This is a genomic window from Paenibacillus sp. PK3_47, assembly GCF_023520895.1.
In the GTDB taxonomy this organism is placed as follows: domain Bacteria; phylum Bacillota; class Bacilli; order Paenibacillales; family Paenibacillaceae; genus Paenibacillus_AQ.
The window spans coordinates 6,018,152-6,039,370 of record NZ_CP026029.1 but is presented as its reverse complement, the minus strand read 5'-3'; the positions used below and the strand labels follow the sequence as shown (position 1 = coordinate 6,039,370).

17 protein-coding genes and 1 pseudogene are annotated in these 21,219 nt (G+C 50.0%); 5 read left to right on the top strand and 13 right to left on the bottom strand.

Annotated elements, in window-relative coordinates; all coding sequences use genetic code 11:
* Positions 1-14 precede the first annotated feature (14 nt).
* Positions 15-2,159, top strand: a complete 2,145-nt coding sequence (locus C2I18_RS26405) for a winged helix-turn-helix domain-containing protein (protein WP_249898672.1) — start codon at positions 15-17, stop codon at positions 2,157-2,159.
* A 68-nt stretch (positions 2,160-2,227) separates the two neighbouring features.
* A complete protein-coding gene (locus C2I18_RS26400; protein WP_249898671.1) occupies positions 2,228-2,863 on the top strand; it encodes a DUF4386 domain-containing protein in 636 nt (211 codons plus the stop codon).
* A 236-nt stretch (positions 2,864-3,099) separates the two neighbouring features.
* Here the strand turns inward: C2I18_RS26400 and C2I18_RS26395 are convergent, their stop codons facing one another.
* The 8 genes from C2I18_RS26395 to C2I18_RS26360 all read right to left on the bottom strand — a co-directional run bounded on the left by C2I18_RS26395 (position 3,100) and on the right by C2I18_RS26360 (position 11,314).
* Positions 3,100-3,330, bottom strand: a complete 231-nt coding sequence (locus C2I18_RS26395; RefSeq protein ID WP_249898670.1) for a DUF2188 domain-containing protein — start codon at positions 3,328-3,330, stop codon at positions 3,100-3,102.
* Between the two features lie 59 nt (positions 3,331-3,389).
* Positions 3,390-4,235 carry a non-homologous end joining protein Ku gene (gene ku / locus C2I18_RS26390; protein WP_249898669.1) on the bottom strand — a complete coding sequence of 282 codons (846 nt, stop codon included), beginning with the start codon at positions 4,233-4,235 and terminating at the stop codon, positions 3,390-3,392.
* A gap of 133 nt (positions 4,236-4,368) precedes the next feature.
* Complete coding sequence (locus C2I18_RS29670) at positions 4,369-5,190, bottom strand: methyl-accepting chemotaxis protein (protein WP_275100941.1); 822 nt, start codon at positions 5,188-5,190, stop codon at positions 4,369-4,371.
* A gap of 120 nt (positions 5,191-5,310) precedes the next feature.
* Positions 5,311-6,030, bottom strand: coding sequence for a trehalose operon repressor (gene treR, locus C2I18_RS26380; protein WP_249898668.1), 720 nt, complete (start codon positions 6,028-6,030; stop codon positions 5,311-5,313).
* A gap of 131 nt (positions 6,031-6,161) precedes the next feature.
* Entirely contained in the window at positions 6,162-8,138 is a 1,977-nt protein-coding gene (gene treP, locus C2I18_RS26375) for a PTS system trehalose-specific EIIBC component (protein ID WP_249898667.1), read from the bottom strand.
* 48 nt (positions 8,139-8,186) lie between these two features.
* On the bottom strand, positions 8,187-9,899 hold the full coding sequence (gene treC, locus C2I18_RS26370; RefSeq protein ID WP_249898666.1) for an alpha,alpha-phosphotrehalase: 1,713 nt from the start codon (positions 9,897-9,899) through the stop codon (positions 8,187-8,189).
* A 731-nt stretch (positions 9,900-10,630) separates the two neighbouring features.
* The gene (locus tag C2I18_RS26365) at positions 10,631-10,840 is read right to left on the bottom strand and encodes a hypothetical protein (protein ID WP_249898665.1); all 210 of its coding nucleotides are present in this window, start codon (positions 10,838-10,840) and stop codon (positions 10,631-10,633) included.
* A gap of 198 nt (positions 10,841-11,038) precedes the next feature.
* Complete coding sequence (locus C2I18_RS26360) at positions 11,039-11,314, bottom strand: hypothetical protein (protein ID WP_249898664.1); 276 nt, start codon at positions 11,312-11,314, stop codon at positions 11,039-11,041.
* Between the two features lie 439 nt (positions 11,315-11,753).
* On the opposite strand from C2I18_RS26360, the gene C2I18_RS26355 reads away from it, so the two are divergent.
* Positions 11,754-13,541, top strand: coding sequence for an alpha-glycosidase (locus C2I18_RS26355; RefSeq protein ID WP_249898663.1), 1,788 nt, complete (start codon positions 11,754-11,756; stop codon positions 13,539-13,541).
* Positions 13,542-13,615: 74 nt separating this feature from the next.
* Here C2I18_RS26355 and C2I18_RS26350 read toward each other — a convergent pair whose 3' ends face one another.
* From C2I18_RS26350 to C2I18_RS26335, 4 genes and pseudogenes are all read right to left on the bottom strand, one after another.
* A complete protein-coding gene (locus C2I18_RS26350) occupies positions 13,616-14,779 on the bottom strand; it encodes a trans-sulfuration enzyme family protein (RefSeq protein ID WP_249898662.1) in 1,164 nt (387 codons plus the stop codon).
* Between the two features lie 46 nt (positions 14,780-14,825).
* Positions 14,826-15,341, bottom strand: coding sequence for a hypothetical protein (locus C2I18_RS26345; protein WP_249898661.1), 516 nt, complete (start codon positions 15,339-15,341; stop codon positions 14,826-14,828).
* A gap of 80 nt (positions 15,342-15,421) precedes the next feature.
* Positions 15,422-16,617: pseudogene (locus tag C2I18_RS26340) on the bottom strand (erythromycin esterase family protein).
* 62 nt (positions 16,618-16,679) lie between these two features.
* Entirely contained in the window at positions 16,680-18,056 is a 1,377-nt protein-coding gene (locus tag C2I18_RS26335) for an LTA synthase family protein (RefSeq protein WP_249898660.1), read from the bottom strand.
* A gap of 171 nt (positions 18,057-18,227) precedes the next feature.
* Here C2I18_RS26335 and C2I18_RS26330 point away from each other — a divergent pair, with 171 nt between their 5' ends.
* The gene (locus C2I18_RS26330) at positions 18,228-19,082 is read left to right on the top strand and encodes a manganese catalase family protein (RefSeq protein ID WP_249898659.1); all 855 of its coding nucleotides are present in this window, start codon (positions 18,228-18,230) and stop codon (positions 19,080-19,082) included.
* Positions 19,083-19,162: 80 nt separating this feature from the next.
* Here the strand turns inward: C2I18_RS26330 and C2I18_RS26325 are convergent, their stop codons facing one another.
* Positions 19,163-19,747 (bottom strand): TetR/AcrR family transcriptional regulator, encoded by a 585-nt coding sequence (locus tag C2I18_RS26325; protein WP_249898658.1) that lies wholly within the window; start codon positions 19,745-19,747, stop codon positions 19,163-19,165.
* A 187-nt stretch (positions 19,748-19,934) separates the two neighbouring features.
* Between C2I18_RS26325 and C2I18_RS26320 the strand changes: the two genes are divergently transcribed.
* Positions 19,935-21,140, top strand: a complete 1,206-nt coding sequence (locus C2I18_RS26320) for an MFS transporter (RefSeq protein WP_249898657.1) — start codon at positions 19,935-19,937, stop codon at positions 21,138-21,140.
* Positions 21,141-21,219: the final 79 nt, after the last annotated feature.

The following is a 21,219-nucleotide window of genomic DNA, read 5'->3' as shown; positions in this document are numbered from 1 at the left end:
GATAAGATTAGCTTATGACAACGAATATCCTGCCCAGCAAATTTAATATTCCGCCGCACCGGCCTGATACCGTTCTCCGCCAACGGTTAATCGATAAGCTGCAGCAGGGTTTGCACCGCAGTCTGACTCTTGTATCGGCGCCCGCAGGGTACGGCAAAACAACACTCGTCAGCGAATGGTCCGGACGCAGCGGACTGCCTGCCGCGTGGCTGTCGCTGGAAGAAGGAGACGGTGAACTTTCCCGGTTTATGACCTGTCTTATCTCCTCCCTGCAGAATCTCCGGGAAGACTTTGGTGCAGGTGTGCTTGCCGTTATGCAGTCGCCGGTGGCGCCGCCGCTGGAATCCATTCTTACCGTGCTGCTTAAGGCTGCTGCATTCTTGGGACCTTTTCTGCTTATCCTTGACGACTATCATACAGTAAATTCAGAGCTTATAGACAAAGCCGTTACCTTCCTTATTGACCACCTTCCTGCACACATACACATGGTAATCATTACGCGCAGCGAACCGCTTATTCCACTTGCCCGTTTACGGGTTCAAGACCGCTTAACCGAGATTCGGGCGGTTGATCTGCGGTTTACTCCGGCTGAGTCGGAGGACTTCCTTAACGGTGTTATGGGGATTAGTCTGCCCGCTGTTCAAATAGAGGCTTTGTCCTCTCGAACGGAAGGCTGGATTGCCGGTCTGCAGCTGGCAGCGCTCTCTATACAGGGTGATCAGGGTTCGGGCCGGTTCATTCAGTCCATTGCCGGCAGTCATCATTTTGTGCTGGATTACCTGGTAGAAGAGGTTCTGCAGCGCCAGCCGGCAGAAGTTCAGGCCTTTCTGTTAAGGACCTCCATCCTTGGCCGCCTGAGCAGTTCACTGTGCGCGGCTGTTATGCCGGCGGCTTCCGCTGCGGCTGGCAAGCATTTGTTAACGCAGCTTGAGCGCCGGAACCTGTTCATCTTTTCCCTGGATCAGGAACGGCAGTGGTACAGGTATCATCACTTGTTTGCCGAATCCTTGCAGAGACAGCTGCGGGACAGTCTGGCTGAAGAGGAGATCGCGGAATTACATATTAAAGCAAGTGAGTGGTACGAAGCGAAAGGATATGAGATTGAAGCATTCCGTCATGCCGTAGAAGCAGCTGATACCGAACGCGCCGCACGGCTGCTTGAGGGCAACGGGATGCCGCTGCATCTCCGCGGGGCAGCAGGCATGGTGTTAAAATGGCTGGAATCGCTGCCTGCCGCAGAGCTTGATACCAGACCTGCGCTGTGGGTAATGTATGGTTCAGTGCTGCTGATTACAGGCCGGCCGACGCATGTAGAACATAAGCTGCGGGCTGCGGAAGCAGCGCTGAGAGATATGCCGCAGGATGAACGGGTCAAAGACCTGACCGGTCTGATTGCGGCCACCCGGGCAGCAGTTGCTTCTTTAATGATGACCGCTAAACCTAACGGGGCTAACCTTAAATTGCAGGCAGCCGAAACAACCATGCAAAAGTCAGCCCAGGACGACAAATCCGGTGAGCTCATTGAATTAATCGCCCCTGCCCGGGCTGTCCGGGCAGACGCTAACTCTGAGATGGACGTGGTTATTACTCAGTCCCGGCGTGCTTTGACATTTCTCCGTCCAGATAATCTGTCTGTGCGGACGTCTGCGGCATGGATGCTGGGCGTCGCCTGCCAGCGGCAGGGTGATCATGCGCAAGCCCGGCAAGCGTATAATGAAGTCATTTCGTACAGCCGTATAATTGGCCATAAGCTGATGGCGGTAATGTCTCTGATCGGACTCGGGCAAATTCAAGAAGCGGATAATGAGCCAGGTCTGGCCGGAGAGTATTACGAAGAGGCGCTGCAGCTGGCCGGTGACCTGCCGCTTCCAGCACTTCAAGACGCACAAGCCGGACTGGAACGTGTCCGGAAGATACTAAGCTACGGGAGAACAAAGCAGCTTATTGACCCCCTCAGCCAGCGCGAACTTGAGGTGTTGGGGCTAATCGCCAAAGGACTTTCCAACCGTGAGATCAGTGAGCAGCTCTTCCTGGCCCTTGATACGGTCAAAGGACACAACCGCCGGATCTTTGAGAAGCTTCAAGTTCAAAGACGCACGGAAGCTATCGCCAGGGCCCACGAACTCCATCTGCTCCTTCCGCCTCACAAACCACACTAAAGTGTCTACTGGGCATGTGCTTCCCTTAGCTATAATCCAATTAATACAAGCGCTAAGGAGAGATAAGCATGAACAGAATGGCAAGAGCGGCAGGGATAATGTTTCTGATTTCAACGGCAGCTTACATGATTGGAAGCGGAATGCTGAATCCCGTTATGCAGCAGCCCGATTTCCTTGAAAAGCTGTACCCGGGCCGGACAACAGTATTGGCAGGCTTGTTCCTGGAGCTGATCAATGCCATTTCCGTAGTGGGGATCGGGGTGCTGCTGTACCCGGCGTTACGAAAATATAATGAAGTTTTTGCGCTGGGCTACTTCGGTGCACGGATTATTGAGTCTGCTATATTAATCATCAGTTTAGCCGGTCCGCTGTTACTCATCGGGTTGAGCGAGGATTACACTGGTGCGGAAGCTTCATATTTATATGCGGTTGCCGGAGCAGCGGCAGATGCTCATTTTATGCTTTTTGAAATTGCCATGATCGTCTTGGGTCTAGGCAGCCTGCTGCTTTGTTATGTGCTCTACCGCTCCAGACTGGTTCCGCGGCTTCTGTCCGTCATAGGCTTCATCGGGTATGCCGGTTTGTTAACCAGCAGCTGTCTGTCCGTCGCCGGTTATGACACAGGAGCCGTCCTGTACATTCCGGGGGCAATATTTGAGATTCTGTTTCCGCTGTGGCTGATCGTAAAAGGGGTGAAGCTGTAACGGACTCGTAGGGCGTTATTTTCTACATCAGACACATTTTGTTGCTCTTACGGACCGTAGTTCCCTTATTTCCTCGTTGTTAGAGGTTTTCAAGATGAATTTAGCTTAATAAGGGATCGTGGGTCCGTTAGGGATACGAAGCAGGTTCACCTTATAGTCTGATGCGGGTAAAAAGCAAAAAACCGCAGCCAAAGCCCCTACGCTTCTGCTGCGGTCTGCCTCTACTATGAAGTTCCTCAGCCCTTCGGCGGAAACGGGTCGTTACCGTAGCTGATGGAATCGGAAATTTTGCCGTCTTTGTTGTGGATTTTCAGCTCGGTATAGGCTTCTTTCGCCTCTTCCTTGCCGGCCTTCTCAGCTTCGGTTTTGGTCCGGTGATGGCTAAGCTTCTCCCCGCCCTGCTGATTATCCCAGCCTCCGTTTTCGTTTGGAGTCACGTGGACAAAATGTTTGCGTTTGTCTTCCATCTGCTTGTTCTCCTTTCACTTCCTAAATGTCTGCCGTTCAGTAATTTACGCAGGATTTACTAAGCTCCTGTCCGTTTGGACCGGGCTTTGGCACGGTTAACGGGTGCGGGCTTATCTCCTTTATCTGAATGTTCAGCAGGCCTTAGCTGTCTCAGGCTCGCTTGAAGGGCATCCATTAGATCCAGTACATTCGGCAGCTTCTCTTCTTCCGCTTCCCGGATTTCCTTGCCTTCAATTTTGTCTTCTATGGCTTCAAGCAGCCTCGCCTTATATTCATCCCTATATTTCTCCGGTTCAAAATCTCCGGTCAGCTGGTCGATCAGCGCCTTGGCCAGGTCCAGCTCCCTGCGGTCTACCTTTTCATCATCCGGAAGGTTAGGTACATCGTCCCTGCCGCGGATTTCCTCTGCATAATGCATGGTTACCAGCGACAGAACACCATCGATGACCCGGATGGCGGCCAGACTGCTTTTTTGCCGGATGGTTATGTTGGCCACACCGATTTTCTGAGTCGATTCCAGCGCTTTGACCAGCAGCTTGTAGGCATGCTGACCGGTCTCCTCCGGGGACAGATAATAGGTTTTCTGATAGTAGACCGGATCAATATCCGCTAAGTCGACAAAATCCAAAATCCGGATTTCCCGTGAAGACTCGGAGGCCAGCTCATCCATCTCCTCTTTGTCGAAAGTGACAAATTTGCCTTCTTCATATTCATATCCTTTAACAATATCACTCCAGGCTACCTCTTCCTCACATTGGGGACAGGTCCGGATATAGTGGATCGGTTCATGATATTCACGGTGCAGCAGCCTCAGCGGGATATCTTTGTCATGTGTAGCGGAATACATTTTGACAGGAACATTTACCAGCCCGAAGCTGATTGCACCTTTCCAGATCGTCTGCATACCGTTAACCTCCTTTATGACATGCTTATCAACATCTATTAACCTAACGGCGCTGCCGGCAATCAAACAGACACGGATAGAACGCAGGAAGGCGGCCGTTTGAGACGGCCGCCTTCCTGCAAAAGTGATCATGTTATTGGATAATGGATGCTATAAACCGGGTCATTTCACCGCTGGTCTCGTTCAGTCGTTCAATGACTTCGCTGAATTGGGTCACAAGCTCTGCCTGGGCGGAAGAAGAAAGTGCAATCGCTTCGATCTCCTGCTCCATCTGGCGGATGGAATTCTGGACCAGGCTCAGGGAATCCTCGATGGACTTGGTCGCTTCCTTTGTATTGACCGAGAGCTTCCGGACTTCTGATGCCACCACCCCAAAGCCGGCTCCCTGCGCCCCTACCCGGGCGGCTTCAATGGCCGCGTTCAGGCCAAGCAGATTGGTCTGTTCGGAGATTTCACGGATAAACCCGGTGACCTTGTTAACCTGCTTCGACTCTTCAACAGTCTTCCGGGAGTTGTCGAGAATCTGCGCCGTTGTAGCAGACAGCTCTTCAGACTGGGCAGCTACATTCTGTACCATATCGACCAGCTGGCCGCTGATCCGATTGATGCTCTCCGTGAGCTGCTCCATTTTGTCCTCATTCTCCAGAGTATAGGCCACTGCAAAAGCGCCAATAACTTCTCCGTCCTCACCATAAACCGGTATTGCGGAAGAAATTACTGTGGCTCCGTAGAGCTCAGCCGGCAGCCGGTTCGTAGTAGCGCGGCCGGCAAGGGCATTGCCGAGAGACGGATCATCAGGAGGTACAGGACTTCCCTTGGTTAATCCGAAGTCAAGTGCTTTGCTGGGTGCATAATAATGAAAAATTTCCCGGTCAGTGATGCCAATCATAATATCCTGGGAATGAATTTGCTTAAACATTGGTGCTGCTTGAACTAGAGCGGTCAGATTATCCATGGTTTTCTCCTAAATGTGTAGTTTTCTATTATTATCGTCACATTCAGGCCGTTACTAAATAGCTGAAACGATTAATAGGTACGGATATCACCCGCTTGCGCACCAGCCATACTCTATTTGTCAGCGTTTCACCCTTCTGGCAAAATCAACGAACTGAAATTTATCAAGCCGGTGTCTGGACTCTGTATATTGAAAAAGCACCGTATTTTCCAGATAGACATAGTTCCGCACAACCACGATATGCGTGTATTTTTTCAAATCCAGCAGCCGCTGGTCTTCTTCTGTTGAAGGTTCGACAGAGATCAGCTTTTTGGCATAACTGATTTTCAGCTTGAGTTCAAGCTCCAGATAATCATAGATCGAACCGGCTGCAATCTCTGTACTGAGAAACGGAACAATATCACTCCGGAAGTAATCCTTGTCGAGAATAATCTTCTCGCCTTCTATCTCTCTGGCGCGGATCACCTTCCAGATGGTTGTCTCCGGTGGAACCTGCAGCTGCCTTGCCAGTGTACTGCCTGCCGGCTCCATACTGGTCTCAGAAACGATAGTCCGTGAGGGAGCGCCCAGTGTAGCCGCCATCTCCTTAAAAGAGATCAGACCGGTTACCGGAAAGTCCATCCGGGTCACATCGAGCACAAACGATCCCCGGCCCTTGATTTTGTGGATATAGCCTTCCTGAAAAAGGAGGTTCAGCGCCTTGCGTACCGTCTCCCGGGATGTGCCATAGGTTTCAGCAAGTTCACTTTCGGAAGGAAGCTTCGTTCCGGGCAGCAGCTGCCCCGTTTGAATCTGGTTAATATACCCGTTATAGATTTGTACAAATATATTCTCTCTCAATTTTATCACCGCCTTTATTGTATCATGCCCGGCCTAAGTAAGCATGGATTGAATTGGGACCGGGCCTGAATAGAAAAACAGCCCCTGAGGGCTGTCAATCTGCAGTAATGACCGGTGCATAAGAGCCAGTCTTATCCGTTAAGATGAATCGTGAGAATACTTGTCTGTTTGGCCGCAGCATTACCTGTCTTCTCTTCTATCCTTGCCACCATCTCCTGTCCGGCAGGAATAATGATTGGCGTGATGAGAGGATAACCCGCAGCGCGGATGGCCTCCATATCGAACTCAAGCAGCAGGTCTCCGGCTTTTACCTTATCTCCTATATTAACATGTGAAGTAAAACCGTTGCCTTTGAGCGAAACGGTGTTGATCCCGACATGAATCAGAACCTGAACTCCGCTGGCATGCTCAAGGATCACTGCATGCTTGCTCTTAATTACGTGGGCCACTGTGGCATCAAATGGCGCATATACTTTTCCCTCAGTGGGTTCAATTGCAATGCCCTCACCCATTTGCTTCTCGGCAAAAGCAGGATCCGGCACCTGTTCCAACGGAACTGCCCGTCCGTTCAGAGGAGATACAAGCTCAAGAATGTTCACCGGTTCATCAGAGCCTTGTACAGCACTGCGGCTGCTGAGCTCCGGTTCAGGAGCTGGACGGGTATCAGTAGTGGCAGCCGCTGCTGATTTCTTTTCAGTCCGGCGGACCACTGTACGCCCATACAGCATGGTAGCAACGAACGGGATAACCAGAACAATGGCCATGCCGATGAAGAATACGCCCCACTGGTTAGGGAATATCGACAGGAAGCCCGGTATCCCGCCGACCCCGATCGAGGAAGCGCGGACATCATTAAGCGTAAGCAGCATACCTGCCAGCGCAGAGCCGATCATCCCGAAGAAAAACGGATAGCGATAGCGGATATTGACCCCGAAGATCGCCGGCTCGGTGACACCGAGGAAGGCGGATACAGAAGACGTCACCGCGAGGCCTTTGGCTTTCTGTTCTCTGACAATGAAGAACATTGCCAGTGCCGCAGCACCTTGAGCGATGTTGGAGAGTGCCAGCATCGGCCAGAGGAACGTTCCTCCTTCACTGCCGATCAGCTGAACATCCACCGCCAGGAAGGTATGATGCATCCCGGTAATAACCAGAGCCGCATACAATCCACCGTAGATAAGTCCGCCGAGAAGCGCGAAGTGGTCGAACACATAGACAAGACCGTCGGTAATTGCATTACCAATCGCAAAGGTCAGCGGGCCGATGATTGTGAACGCCAGAAACCCTGTGATCAAGAGCGTTACCGGTGCTACAACCAGCAGCTTGATGGAATCATGCACCCGCTTGTTCAGGAATTTCTCTATTGCGGCGAGTATATAAGCCGAGACCAGTACCGGCAGCACCTGTCCCTGGTAGCCGATCCTCTCTACATGCCAGCCGAACAAGTTCCATGTCGGAACTGTGCCTTCGAGTGAAGCGTTAGCATAGCTATAGGCACTGAGCAGATCCGGATGCACCAGGATCAGACCCAGTACGATCCCCAGCAGCGGACTGCCCCCGAACCGGGTGACAGCCGCCCAGCCGATTAATGCTGGCAGGAAGGTAAAGGCAGTGCTGGCTATAGTATTAATGATTGCCGCAAAGTCTTTCCAGCCGGGATATACTTCAACCAGCGATTTTTCATCAAAGAAAATCCCCGGCCCTGTCAGGATGTTGTTAATCCCGAGCAGGAGACCCGCTGTTACGATGGCCGGCAGAATCGGAATGAAGATGTCCGCCAGCGTCTTAATAGCACGCTGAAGCGGATTCTGCTTCTTGGCGGCCGCATTTTTCACTTCATCTTTGGAGGCGCGGGCACCTCCGGTAATATCAATCAATTCATCATACACTTTGTCCACAAGACCCGGACCGATTACAATCTGGAACTGTCCCTGGGAAGAAAATTGTCCTTTTACGAGGTCATTGCGGTCCAGAGCTTCCGCATCTACCAGGCTCTCATCGAAGAGCGAGAATCTCAGCCGGGTCACACAATGTGTGGCGACTTCAATATTCTGCACGCCCCCTACGGCCTGGACGATAGCCTCCACATTTTTGCGGTCTATAGCCATTTGATCACTCCTTTGTTATCATTCAGTACTCTAATTCAATGGCTCTTGTCATGAGATCAGCCACATGTAAGAAGCATATGGGCTAAGGTGAAGCTCTTCAGTCAGAGCAGGTCCGTCCGCTGTGTTGCCGGCCAGAAGTTTGTCAGTACCTCTCGAAGTGAACTCTGCCCACTGCTCATCGCTGAAGCGGAACACAGTATCTTTGGCGCTAAAATTGGAGACAACGACGAGCGCTTCCCCGTCACTTAGCCGGGAATAGGCGAATACTTCAGGATGGCCGGCATCGAGCCTTTTAAAGACACCTTCCGTGAACACCGGCAGTTCCTTGCGGAATGCAATCAGCTTGCGGTAATGATGATAAATCGATTCCGGATTCTGCAGTTCTTTCGCTACATTGATCTCCGGATACCGTTCATCCACCTTCAGCCATGGTGTTCCGGTAGTAAATCCGGCATTGGGACTGTCATCCCACTGCATAGGGGTGCGGGAATTGTCCCGCGAACGTTCCTGCAAAATGCTGAGTGCTACTTCCGGGCTTTTTCCCTGTTCGACAAGAATACGGTACATGTTCAGGGACTCAATATCACGGAACTCCTCAATACCGTTCCACTTGGGATTCGGCATGCCGATTTCTTCCCCCTGATACACGTAAGGTGTTCCCTGCAGACCATGAAGTGTTGTAGCCAGCAGTTTGGCACTTTCGGTACGGTAAATATTATCGTTAGTAAATCTGGAGAGTGCGCGCGGCTGGTCATGGTTATTAAAAAACAGCGCATTCCATCCCCCGCCCTGCTGCATCCCGGTCTGCCACTGGGTGAAGAGCCGTTTCAGCGCTTCGAAATCATAGGGCATAAGCTCCCACTTCTGTCCATTCGGATAATCCACCTTCAGATGGTGGAAGTTGAAGGTCATAGAGAATTCGCGTTCTTCCGGATTGGAATAGCGGATGCAGTGCGCAAGCGTAGTCGATGACATTTCACCAACTGTGATCATCTCGTAAGGTCCGAATACCTCTTCATACATCGCCTTGATGTACTCATGGACGCGCGGACCGTCTGTATAAAACTTCCGTCCGTCTCCAGGAGGCACGCTGCCGTCATCTTCCGGGAACCGCTGGTCTTTGGAAATAAGATTAATGACATCCATGCGGAAGCCGTCTACACCTTTTTTGGCCCAGAAGAGCATCATATCATTCACAGCGCGGCGGACTTTTTCGTTCTCCCAGTTGAGGTCTGCCTGTGTTTTGTCAAACAAAGTAAGGAAGTATTGTCCTGAAGCCTCGTCAAACTGCCATGCAGGACCTCCGAACTTGGACTGCCAGTTGTTGGGCAAGCCGCCGTCTGGACCCGGGTCTTTCCAGATGTAATAGTCACGATAAGGGTTATCCTTACTGGAAATGGCCTGCTTGAACCACTCATGCTCAGTAGAAGTATGATTGACTACGATGTCGATCATCAGCTTTATGCCCCGGCGGTGAAGTTCCCCGACAAGCTCATCAAAGTCTTCCATGGTACCAAAATCAGGATTAATATTCTCGTAATCTGCGACATCGTAACCGTTATCATGTTGGGGCGAAACATAAACCGGCTGCAGCCAGACAATATCGATTCCAAGGTCCTTCAGATAATCCAGCTTTTCCGTGAGCCCTCTGATATCACCTGTTCCGCTGCCTGTTGTATCATTGAAGCTTTTCGGGTACACCTGATACACCGTAGACCGGCGCCACCATTCCGCATATGGGGAATTACCCAAAACCAACACCTCCAGTTAAATATTTCTTATTTCAATCATTAAACTTGTATATACAAGACCAAACACACCTCACACAGTTTAAACCTGTATATACAGGTTGTCAATACTGCGGAATATTGGTCCGTTCAAAAGATAGCAGAGGCGCGGCTCCGGCATCGTTGGATAAGTCAGCGGCTTGTTTATGTGGATACAGAGGCAAATTTGCCTCTGATTTTGCCACTACTGCTGATATGAGCTAATTCGGAGGTATTTATACCTTTGATTTCCACTATGTGGATGATACGAGCGAATTCGGAGGTATTTGTGCCTTTGATTTTGGAACTATTGCTGATATGAGTGAATTCGGAGGTATATACTACCTTTGATTTCCACTATGTGGCTGATATGAGCTAATTCGGAGGTATTTGTGCCTTTGATTTTGCTACTATTGCTGATATGAGCTAATTGGGAGGTATTTATACCTTTGATTTCCACTATGTGGCTGATACGAGCGAATTCGGAGGTATTTGTGCCTTTGATTTTGGTACTATTGCTGATATGAGTTAATTGGGAGGTATTTATACCTTTGATTTCCACTATGTGGCTGATACGAGCAAATTGGGAGGTATTTATACCTTTGATTTCCACTATGTGGCTAATACGAGCGAATTCGGAGGTATTTGTGCCTTTGATTTCTATTATGTGGCTAATACGAGCGAATTCGGAGGTGTTTTTACTCCACGACCCATCAAATTATTTAATCATCTTATCTCAGTCTCAGCTCGGATTCCGAAATTAACGGGAATTCTCCCGCTCATTCTGTCCACATGCAGGGTTCCTGACAATTCAACGGGAATTTTCCCGCTCATTCTGTCCATTTCTCCGGCTTCTACGAAATCAACGGGAATTCTCCCGTTCATTCCGTCCACATGCAGGATTCCCTCCAATTCAACGGGAATTCTCCCGCTCATTTCGCCCCTTTACCCAGCTTCCACGAAATCAACGGGACTTTTCCCGTTCATTCTATCCCATCGTCCAGCTCAACTCCGCCCATCCAGCACAAGCCACTAAAAAAAGACCCTGTTAAACGGGGCCTCTGGATCATCACTGCTAACGTATGCTACTGCCCGGAATCATCCGAGCATATTTCAATCAAATTTCCTTCCGGGTCAGCTATGTAACAAATGCGAAGTCCGTAAGCTTCTGTCCTCGGCTGTAAAATAGGCTTCGCTCCCGCGTTCACGACGCTCAAATTCCCTGTCTACATCTGCAAACTGCGGAACGCCAAAAGTGATTTCCATATTGCCTTTTACTCCCTGTCGGTTCTCAATTTTTCCGGAGAATTGGCTCTCATAAACCGTCCGCTGACAAAGATTGAAGAATATCCCCTGCTCCGTTCTGACTCCGGTAAAGCTGCCTCCATCCCACTGTAAATTTAGCTTCATCACGTCCCTGTAGAAAGGTACCATTACCTCCATGTTATCCACGAACAATCCAATCGCACCTAATCTCATCTCCTATTAACCTCCCGGGAAACTAATACAATGATTTAAAATTTTTAGTTAGTCTGAGTATCACCTTAGCTAATCTGATTATCGCCCTTATGGTAAAAGAATCAACTGACACTTATGTGACTGCGGAGTAGCATCACCTCTCTTTTGCCAACCTGAATAAAAGTCCGAAAAATTTCAATTCAATAACTTTGCTGAAAGGAACGTTTACTTTCTCTGGAAGCTGTTTACTAATAAATACTGTAAATTTTGAATCATCTTGAGGAGCCGCATTCCTGAGCATACGTGCACACTTCAATGGTGGTCTGAATGTGACTCCACAAGGCGACAATGTAATGACCAACTAAACTAATCCATCCAGGAGGGTATGCAGATGATTTCTGACCAACAAGCCTTTAACTCCCCCGAGCACACAGCAAAAATTAATTTGGAAAGTCTGCACCACGTACCGCAAGCCAACTGGGCTTATATGTATGATGAAGACACCTTCCATTTACGCGTCCGCACCCAAAAACAGAACGTGGACCGGGTGGTAGCCCTGACTGGCGACAAATATGACTGGGAAGCCTATCACCATGAACAGGATATGCATATTGTGGCTTCAGACCGGTTCTTCGATTACTGGCAGGTTGGCGTCAAGCCGGATAACCGACGCTTTTCCTACGCCTTCCGCTTTCATTCGGGAGAAGAAACGGTCTGGATGACTGAAAAAGGAATTTTTACAGAAGAGCCGGAAGCTCCGGGCGGCTTTTATGACCGTCCTTATATCCATAAAATCGATCTGTTTGCAGCTCCGGAATGGGCCAAATCAGCGGTCTTTTATCAAATTATGCCGGAACGCTTCGCCAATGGAAATCCTTCTAATGATCCGGAAGGTGTTGAGGAATGGGGCGGTAAGCCTACCCGGGAGAATTTCTTCGGCGGGGATCTTCAGGGCATCATAGATCATCTGGATTATCTGGAGGATTTAGGCATCACAGCTATTTACCTGACGCCTGTCTTCGAGGCTCCAACCAACCATAAATATGATACGATCAATTACAAAAAGGTTGATCCTCACTTTGGCGATATTGAGCTTTTGAAAAAACTCGTGGAGGAAGCCCACTCTAAAGGGATCCGGATTGTTCTGGACGCGGTCTTTAACCACATCGGTTCGAATTCCATACAGTTTCAGGATGTCATTGAACATGGTGAGCAGTCTGAATATGCAGACTGGTTCCACATTCACAGCTTCCCGGTGGAAGTCAAAGATGACAAGCCGAACTATGACGCTTTTGGCTTTTTTAAAGAAATGCCCAAGCTGAACACAGCCAATCCCGCGACCAAGGAATTTCTGCTGGATATCGCCGAATACTGGCTGAAGGAGATTGGCATGGACGGCTGGAGGCTTGATGTAGCCAATGAAATCGACCATCATTTCTGGCGGGAATTCCGTACCCGGATTAAACAGATCAATCCTGAGGCCTACATTATCGGCGAGGTATGGACGGACTCCCTCCGCTGGCTTGAGGGCGACCAGTTTGATTCGGTCATGAACTATCCGATGACAGAACGTCTGCTGGAATATCTGAATACGGATGACATGGATGCAGAGACCTTTGCTTCACATATGGGATGTATTCTCATGCGTTATCCGCAGCAAGCCAATGAGGTACTGTTCAACCTTATGGCCAGCCATGATACACCGCGGGTGCTGACCATGCTCGGCGGCGATAAGCAAAAGCTTAAGCTCGCGATCGGCTTCCTGCTGACCTTCACAGGGACACCTTGTATCTATTACGGTGATGAGATCGGGCTTGAGGGAGAAGGCGATCCGGATTGCCGGAAATGTATGATTTGGGAAGAAGATAAGCAGGACCGAGATCTTCACCAATGGTACAAGCAGCTGATCCATTTGCGCAAAGCGCACACTGCATTGTCCACAGGCGAAATCAGATTCCTGAAATCCGGATCACAGGAGCGTGCATGCGCCTATGAGCGCTGGGACGACAATTCCCGTCTTACAGTCTGGATGAACCCGTCGGACGAGCTTGTTGCCCTGACTGGAGAGCTGGACGGAACCTGGGAGGATGCGTTCGGTGACGAGCAGATTAAGTCCGCGGATGGCGTGTTGAAGGTTCATCTGGAGCCTTACAGCTTCAAGGTGCTGATTAAGAAATAACTGTCTGCTTCATAAAAAAGCTGCTTACCGTTCCCCGGTAAGCAGCTTTTATCATTCTTTGGACCAATGTCAGCTCAGCTTAATGCATCATGCAGATCCTGAATCAACAGCTCTGAAGGTTCATGTCCGGCAGCCAGACGGATCAAAGACTGCGGCATATGCTCTTGGGTAAGCTCCTGCTCATTGTACCCGTAGTTTGGAGAAATAATCTGGCTCTCCATTCCGCCCCAGGACTCACCGATCCGTATCAAGCACAGCCTGTTAAGCATCCTGCGGATATCCTCGAATCCCCCGTCCTTCAGTTCAAAGCTGAACAGACCCGAGTAGCCTTTAAGCTGGCGGCTTGCAGTGCGGTGCCCGGGATGAGCCGGGAGCCCCGGATGGTTCACTTTCGCAACGGCCGGGTGTTCGGCCAGAAACCGGGCAAGGTGCAGGCCGTTATTTTGATGAGCCTGCATACGCAGCGGAAGGGTTCTTAGTCCGCGTACCAGCAGCCAAGCTTCAAAAGGAGCAAGACACCCGCCCATCAGGTCGAATTCTTCGGCATACATTTGATCCATAATATTTTTGGACGAGATCACGGCACCTGCAACCAGATCACTATGGCCCCCCAAATACTTGGAAGCGGAGTGGACCACAATATCGACGCCCAGCTCCAGCGGTTTTTGAAAAAGGGGTGTAGCCCAGGAATTATCAATAATGGTGCGGATCCCTTTCGTCTTTGAAAATGCTGCCAGCTCTGAAATATCGGCAATATCAAAAGTATACGAGGTTGGCGACTCCATCAGCATCACCCGGGTCTGCGGCTTCACCGCAGCAGCTACGTCATCCAGAGAAGTGGAATGAACGATGGTATAGTCTATGTTGAATTTTTTGGCCAGGTATTTGACCAGCTTGACTGAGGTTTTATAGACATGTCCAACCAGAATGAGATGGTCTCCGGCTGACAGGCTGCACATCAGGGCAGCACTTACAGCCGCCATTCCCGAAGCAAAGCATTTGCAGGAAGCGCCACCTTCCAGCGCTGCAATCATTTTCTCAGCGATTTCCACCGTAGGATTGGTTCCCCGGGTATATACGTAATGATTCTGCTCATTGTTAGCTGCCTCTGCGTATTCTTCATAAGTATTAAACAAAAAAGGCGCTGTCTCATAAATAGGAGGCGCTGCTGCCTTCATAAAGTTCCCCGCCTCATCCTCGAATCTGATGCAGGTCAATAAATCTTCCGGAGTGCTCATTTACGGCTCACCGCTTTTCTGTAGACTGTGGAGACACCTTCAGGCATCAGGCATTGGTAAGTAACCCGTTGAACAGCCAGACATCCCCCTGCTTCACGAAATAGATTTCAACTGTGGAGTGGCTGTCCCCTGAATAGATGGCAAATCCCGCCAAAAACTCCTTCTGCTGCTCGTTAACGTATGTGGAGAATCTGTATTCAAGCTTATCCAGGGTTACCGGCTGCAGGAAATCCCAAGACAGCTGCTCTCCGCCGCGTTCAAAATAAACCCTGTTTTCTTCCTTGTTCACCGTTACACCGGGTGCCGCGACGGATTCCAGATAGCTGTAATCTTTCTCCCCCATGGCATGAATGATTTTGAAGGACAGATTCAGTGTTGCCGATAAATCGGCCATAAAAGCTTCATCAGCCGTTTGCCCGCCGTCTGTAAGGGTCTCTGTTATCTCACCGTTTGAACCGGAAAGTTGCCTAACCTCTAAATCCGGAGAGTCATCCTTACCGCTGCAGCCCGCTAACAGCAGCATTGCCAGAGCAGATACAACAAAAGCACGTGTAATTAACATCGCTTGTCCACCTGTCGTTATGGAATCCAGAAGAGAACTTCCTAAAAACAGGATATACAATCAACATCCGAATGTACACCTCAGACCTGGAGCGTCTTCACCTGAAGCGGCGTTAATGCCTTGGTCTGGTCCAGGTAAATAAACGCATTATACCGCAGCGGAAGAACAGTTGGCACATAATTTCCGCGTTCCCGTTCAGGGTGATAGACGACCCCGATGGCCCGGTGGCCGATAATCATCTCATCCAATGCCGTCTCCTGGTTCCCGAACAACAGCAGTTTATTCTCTGGTCTGTGTCTGTGCAGCAATTCTTCCCAGCTGTTTCTGGCTGCTGGAGGCACCTTCATAATTTGTGCTTCCGCGCCCCATGACCGTCCGGCAATTACCGTTCCCTCATAGGTTCCGGAGCCGATGGCATACACCTTGTCTCCGTGCTGCTCCCGCAGCAGCTGGCCGACATTGACCATATCGTCCTGTGCCATGTCGGTAGCTCTGGCATCACCGATATGGGTATTATGCTCCCAGACCAGACAGCGTGTCCCAGTCCCATAGAAGGCAATAATTTTTTCCAGTGCCGACACCATATGCCGGTCCCTGATGTTCCAGGATTCTGTATCATGCCGGATCATGGTCCGGTAATAGGCTTCCGCGCCTTTTACAGCCATTGCATTCAGCTCTGCACTCAGCGTATTCTCCCGGTCTCCTTCCGGCACACTTTTCCATTTATCCTGAAGTCTTTGCAGCAGTTCGACAACTTTATCTTCACAGCCCTCTCGTACAGCGAAGCGGAAATCCCGTATGATTGCTCATCTCTGCCAAAAGGCTCAAAGCAGGCAAACGCCTCCCGCGCAGCCTCCAGATCCCCCCGGTCCCGTGTGCCCAGAAACTTCAGGATTTCATCCATGGATTCCCACAAACTGTACACATCGATTCCATAAAAACTGACCTTATCCTCCTCCGGCTTGCCGTTATTATAGCTCCTGAGCCACTCTGCAAACTCCAGTATTTCCTGATTCGCCCACATCCAGGTCGGCCACCGGTTAAAATCTCCAAGCGCTTCTCTGGCATTTTCATGACCGGAATATCCTTTGATATACCGGTTGAGCGTATAACAAGCCGGCCAGTCCCCTTCTACAGCAATGACCCGGAACCCTTTCTCCGTAATCAGGCGTTTGGACAGCTCAGCCCGCACGGTGTAAAACTCTGATGTACCATGCGAGGCTTCACCCAGCAGTACATATTCTGCACCTCCGGCCTGCTCTGTCAGCAGGTCCATGGTCTCTTTTTTGTCAAATGGAATAGCAAGCTGTTGAATTAGCTGAAGTACTAGCTCTGCTTTCATTGTTTTACCCCTTTCACGTCTTTTCCATAGGATTTCTTCAGCCCTGCATCATTCAGCCCCGGACCCTGCTGCCTGCCGGGAAGCTGCTTCACATACCGGTCAGACTGCTTCAGACGCTGAAGGATATAATCATAGTCCGTTTTATAGGGGGTGAGATCTTTGACAGGCTTGAGCGATTTGATGAAGGTGGCACTGCCGTCCTCAAATCCCTTTTTACCGGGAATAAACATGATCTCATCATTAAAAAAAGTCCCCGTAGGCATGTAATACCGCATCCCTACCACATTATGCTGCGAATTCATAAGATCTTGGCCAAAAGCTGTAAACCCCTTCTCCTGCAGTTCAACTCCCATAATATTGGCAACGGTTGGCAGAATGTCAATTTGACCTCCCACCTGCCCGATGATCCTGCTCTGCGTAAGTCCCGGTACATGAATAAGCAGCGGAACGTTGAATGTACTGATCTGCTTATGATAAGTAATACCCAGTGCCCGGCTGACTTTCTTGGGGTCAAATTTCTTTTTGTTCAGTCCAAAATGGTCTCCATACACCACCACGACGCTCTGATCCCACAGGCCTGTCTCCTTAAGCCTGCCGATCAGCTGCCCCAGTGCATAATCAGCATAGTTAACAGCGCTCAGATAATCCTCCAGCTTTTTGTCGCCTGATTTCCAGTTCAGCCTGAGACGCCTGCTGTCTTTTGGAATGTTGAACGGAGAGTGACTGGATACAGTAATCAGCTGTGCATAAAATTTTTGACCGTGCTTGCGCATCGTTTTCATTTTGTTCACGGCTACGCGGTACAGATCTTCATCTGAAGCCCCAAAACGGTTAAATACCTCCTGCGGAAAATAAGGCTTGTCATAATACCTGTCAAAGCCCAGAGCCGGATACATGTCCTGCCGGTCCCAGAAGCTCGCATCATTCACATGAAATGTACTGCTTACATACCCGCGGTCATGCATGATCCGGGCCAGGCTGGGGAGCTCCTTGTTGGAGAATTTAGAGGACATGGGGGCCGCTCCCGCAGGATAAATAGAGGTATTTACGATGAATTCCGCATCAGATGTATTCCCGCTGCCGATCTGCTGAAATACATAGGGAAAATACAGGCTTTCTTTCGCAAGCCCGTTCAATACAGGAGTCAGAGGTTTGCCCGCGGCAGATGTGTTAAGCACGAAGTTTTGTACCGATTCCAGTTGGATGACAATGAGATTGCAATCTTTTCCGAGCCCGAAATATTCATTATGCTGGTTCCCGGCTTTGTTGCTGCGGATGACCTTTCCGCCTGTCGTTGCCCCAATGAACACAATGCTGACGGCCAGCAGCAGAAACGCTCTGCGGACTGTCTTGATTAAGCTGGATCGTTTCATCGTCAGGTTACGCTCCTTTTACCATTGCTCTCCCGGACTGGATGCCGGATCAGAACACTTTGCTGTCTTTATTGTGGATTCATCGGTAACATTTATACCTTTCGTATAGACGTGCATGAACTGGGGACAATAACCGGAGAATTTGCGATATCAACGAGGGAGGTAATCAATTTGTATTTCTATAAAGAAGGTCTGATTAACAATATTGTGGTGGACCGCCCGGATCCGGCTGCCGCCAGAGTGCTGCAGGAAATTTTGGGAGGCCATTACGGCGAAATGCGGACAATGATGCAGTATTTCTTCCAGAGCAGCAATTTCCGGGGAAAAGAACTGCAGTTCCGCGACCTGATGCGCGGCGTATTCCTGGAGGAGATTGCCCACGTGGATCTGGTGCAGCATACCATCAACCAGCTGCTGAACGGCTCGGGTGAAGACGGTGCCGGCAATTCCGGCACAGACGGGGCGCCGCTGGACGAAGCTGTAAAGCATGCGAATCCGCATCATTTTATCGTAGGTGCACAAGCTTCCCTGCCAGTAGATGCTGCGGGCAATCCTTGGCTCGGCAATTATGTATACAGCCACGGCAATCTGATTGCCGACCTGCTCAATAACGTGATACTGGAATCCACCGGCGTGCTGCAAAAAACGCGTATTTACGAAATGAGCTCCAACCAGACATTCCGTGAAACGCTTGCCTTTCTGATTGTCAGAGACAATGCCCACCAGAATGCTTTTGCCAAAGCGCTGGAGACACTGGGTGTGAACTGGGGCAGCATCTTCCCTATTCCGAACTACGATATCAACAAGTATCCGGAATGCCGGAAGTTTGTGGAGATGGGATACCATAACACCCAGTTTGACTTTATGCTTGATCCGAACAGAATGGCTGAGATTTTCCAGGGTCCTTCGCCAAGCCGCAACAAGGGTGAGCTTCAGGTTACGGAACCTCCGGCCGGATTCCCTGTTCCTGTCATGCCTGAAATGCCGAATGAACACAGCCCGGGCCTGGGTGATATGTTCAGCTAATATGGCAGGATACAAAAAAGCTGCATTCTCCCGCTCTGGGGATTGCAGCTTTTTGGTATATCCACCGATTCCGGTATCTGTCACGCTTTAACAGAAGCAATGCCGTGAAAGGCACATCCGGTAAGCGCTGCTACATATTCCTCTGTCAGCGGCTCCCCTGTTAATAACAGCCTGTAAAAAATAGGGCCATAAATCAGATCGATACATAGACCAAGATCCAGGGTATCGGGCAGTTCCCCCCGCTTTACTCCCTTCTCCAGCAGCTGTCTGGCTTCCATGCGGCGGGGCTGAAAATAACGGGTCTGATACACTTCTGCCAGCCCTGCATCCGTCTGCCCTTCACCTATGATCTCCGTTATGATCTTACCTTCCCGGCTTGTCAGAAACCGCATTAAATATGTGGCATGAATACGGATATCTTCTTGTACAGAGCCCGTATCAGGCAGTGGCAGCCTTTCCGCCGCAGCGGCTAGATAGCTGTCCATCACTACGGCCGCTTTGTTCGGCCACCATTTATAGATTGTCGCCTTGCTTACACCGGCCATCTCGGCAATTTTCTCCACCGTAACCGCCCCGAAGCCTTGCTCCAGCAGCAAATCATAAGCCGCTTGCAGAATCGATTTCTGTGTTTCCGGGTTACGCGGACGTCCTCTTTGGGCACACATTTGCCATAACCTCCTGAGCAGAATTTTATAAATACCGTATTTAAAAAACCATACGTACATTTTACTAAATAATCAGCCTAAATAAAACTTTGACTTACCTATTTACAAAACGATACGTTCAGTATATTATTGGGGTGTGAAATAAATACTGAACGTTCAGTTTATTAATTCAAAGGAGGCTTTTATTATGTATACTGACAACAGCAAAAATAAGCAGCATGTACCCGGATGGATCACCTTTTTGCTCGCCGCTTCCTGCGGCATTATCGTTGCCAACCTGTATTATGCCCAGACGCTTGTTGGACCGATCAGCGGTGATACGGGCCTGTCCTCTTCCGCAGCAGGCTTTATCGTTACCATTACACAGCTCGGATATGTCCTGGGCCTGCTGTTCATCGTCCCCCTGAGCGATATCATTGAAAACCAGCGGCTTGCGGTTACTGGACTCCTCTTGGTGATTATTGCCCTGCTTACAGCCGCTTTCGTACATCATGCCCCGCTGTTTCTGGCAGCTTCCTTCTTTATCGGCCTCGGCTCGGTCGTCGCTCAAATTCTGGTACCTTACGCAACCTTTTTAACCTCTGAAGAACAGCGCGGCCGTGTTGTCGGCAATGTAATGAGCGGACTTCTGCTGGGCATTATGTTTGCCCGTCCTTTGGCCAGCTTTATCGCAAGCTTCTGGGGATGGCAGGCTGTATTTGGGGTGTCGGCTGTTCTGGTTACTTTATTGACTGTATTGTTGTCCCGTATTCTGCCAAAACGAGTGCCAGCCCCAACTATGAATTACGGAGAACTGATTGCTTCGCTTGCTGTGCTGTTAAAACAAACGCCTGTACTCCGCCGGAGAGCTTTGTATCAGGCTTCCCTCTTTGGTGCTTTCAGTCTCTTCTGGACTGCTGTTCCGCTGCATCTGGCTGATGATTTTGGCTTGTCACAGCAGGGTATTGCCTGGTTTGCACTGGCCGGTGTGGGCGGAGCCGTTGCAGCACCCATTGCCGGCCGGCTGGCAGACAAAGGCTGGACCCGGCGTTTGACCGCTCTGGCGATGATCATCGCCATATTATCCTTCTTACTGGCTTACCTGCTGCCGGGTAACACCGTGATGGATCTGCTTCTGTTAACAGCTGCAGCAATTACGCTGGACATGGCTGTATCCGGCAATCTGGTCCTCGGCCAGCGTGCGATTTACTCCCTCGGCAGTGAAGCAAGAGGCCGGTTGAACGGACTGTTTATGGCCATCTTTTTCCTGGGAGGAGCTGTCGGATCTTCCCTCGGCGGATGGTCTTATGCCCGCGGCGGGTGGGGGCTGACAGCACTGCTTGGAATGGCTCTCCCGGTTCTGGCACTGCTGTATTTCGTTACGGATAAAAGCCCGCAGGTACAGGAAAGTTAATAATGAGTTAATAAAGTCCGGGATGTCACTATTCCTCATTTAGCAAAATAAGGGTATAATTACGTTATACTACATTTAG

What these genes read in the sequence shown, in the direction of transcription:
- C2I18_RS26405 (WP_249898672.1), top strand. Translation starts at nt 15, where the DNA reads ATGACAACGAATATCCTGCCCAGCAAATTTAATATTCCGCCGCACCGG.
- C2I18_RS26400 (WP_249898671.1), top strand. Translation starts at nt 2,228, where the DNA reads ATGAACAGAATGGCAAGAGCGGCAGGGATAATGTTTCTGATTTCAACG.
- C2I18_RS26395 (WP_249898670.1), bottom strand. Translation starts at nt 3,330, where the DNA reads ATGGAAGACAAACGCAAACATTTTGTCCACGTGACTCCAAACGAAAAC.
- ku (WP_249898669.1), bottom strand. Translation starts at nt 4,235, where the DNA reads ATGCAGACGATCTGGAAAGGTGCAATCAGCTTCGGGCTGGTAAATGTT.
- C2I18_RS29670 (WP_275100941.1), bottom strand. Translation starts at nt 5,190, where the DNA reads ATGGATAATCTGACCGCTCTAGTTCAAGCAGCACCAATGTTTAAGCAA.
- treP (WP_249898667.1), bottom strand. Translation starts at nt 8,138, where the DNA reads ATGGCTATAGACCGCAAAAATGTGGAGGCTATCGTCCAGGCCGTAGGG.
- C2I18_RS26365 (WP_249898665.1), bottom strand. Translation starts at nt 10,840, where the DNA reads ATGAGCGGGAGAATTCCCGTTGAATTGGAGGGAATCCTGCATGTGGAC.
- C2I18_RS26360 (WP_249898664.1), bottom strand. Translation starts at nt 11,314, where the DNA reads ATGAAGCTAAATTTACAGTGGGATGGAGGCAGCTTTACCGGAGTCAGA.
- C2I18_RS26355 (WP_249898663.1), top strand. Translation starts at nt 11,754, where the DNA reads ATGATTTCTGACCAACAAGCCTTTAACTCCCCCGAGCACACAGCAAAA.
- C2I18_RS26350 (WP_249898662.1), bottom strand. Translation starts at nt 14,779, where the DNA reads ATGAGCACTCCGGAAGATTTATTGACCTGCATCAGATTCGAGGATGAG.
- C2I18_RS26345 (WP_249898661.1), bottom strand. Translation starts at nt 15,341, where the DNA reads ATGTTAATTACACGTGCTTTTGTTGTATCTGCTCTGGCAATGCTGCTG.
- C2I18_RS26335 (WP_249898660.1), bottom strand. Translation starts at nt 18,056, where the DNA reads ATGAAACGATCCAGCTTAATCAAGACAGTCCGCAGAGCGTTTCTGCTG.
- C2I18_RS26325 (WP_249898658.1), bottom strand. Translation starts at nt 19,747, where the DNA reads ATGTGTGCCCAAAGAGGACGTCCGCGTAACCCGGAAACACAGAAATCG.
- C2I18_RS26320 (WP_249898657.1), top strand. Translation starts at nt 19,935, where the DNA reads ATGTATACTGACAACAGCAAAAATAAGCAGCATGTACCCGGATGGATC.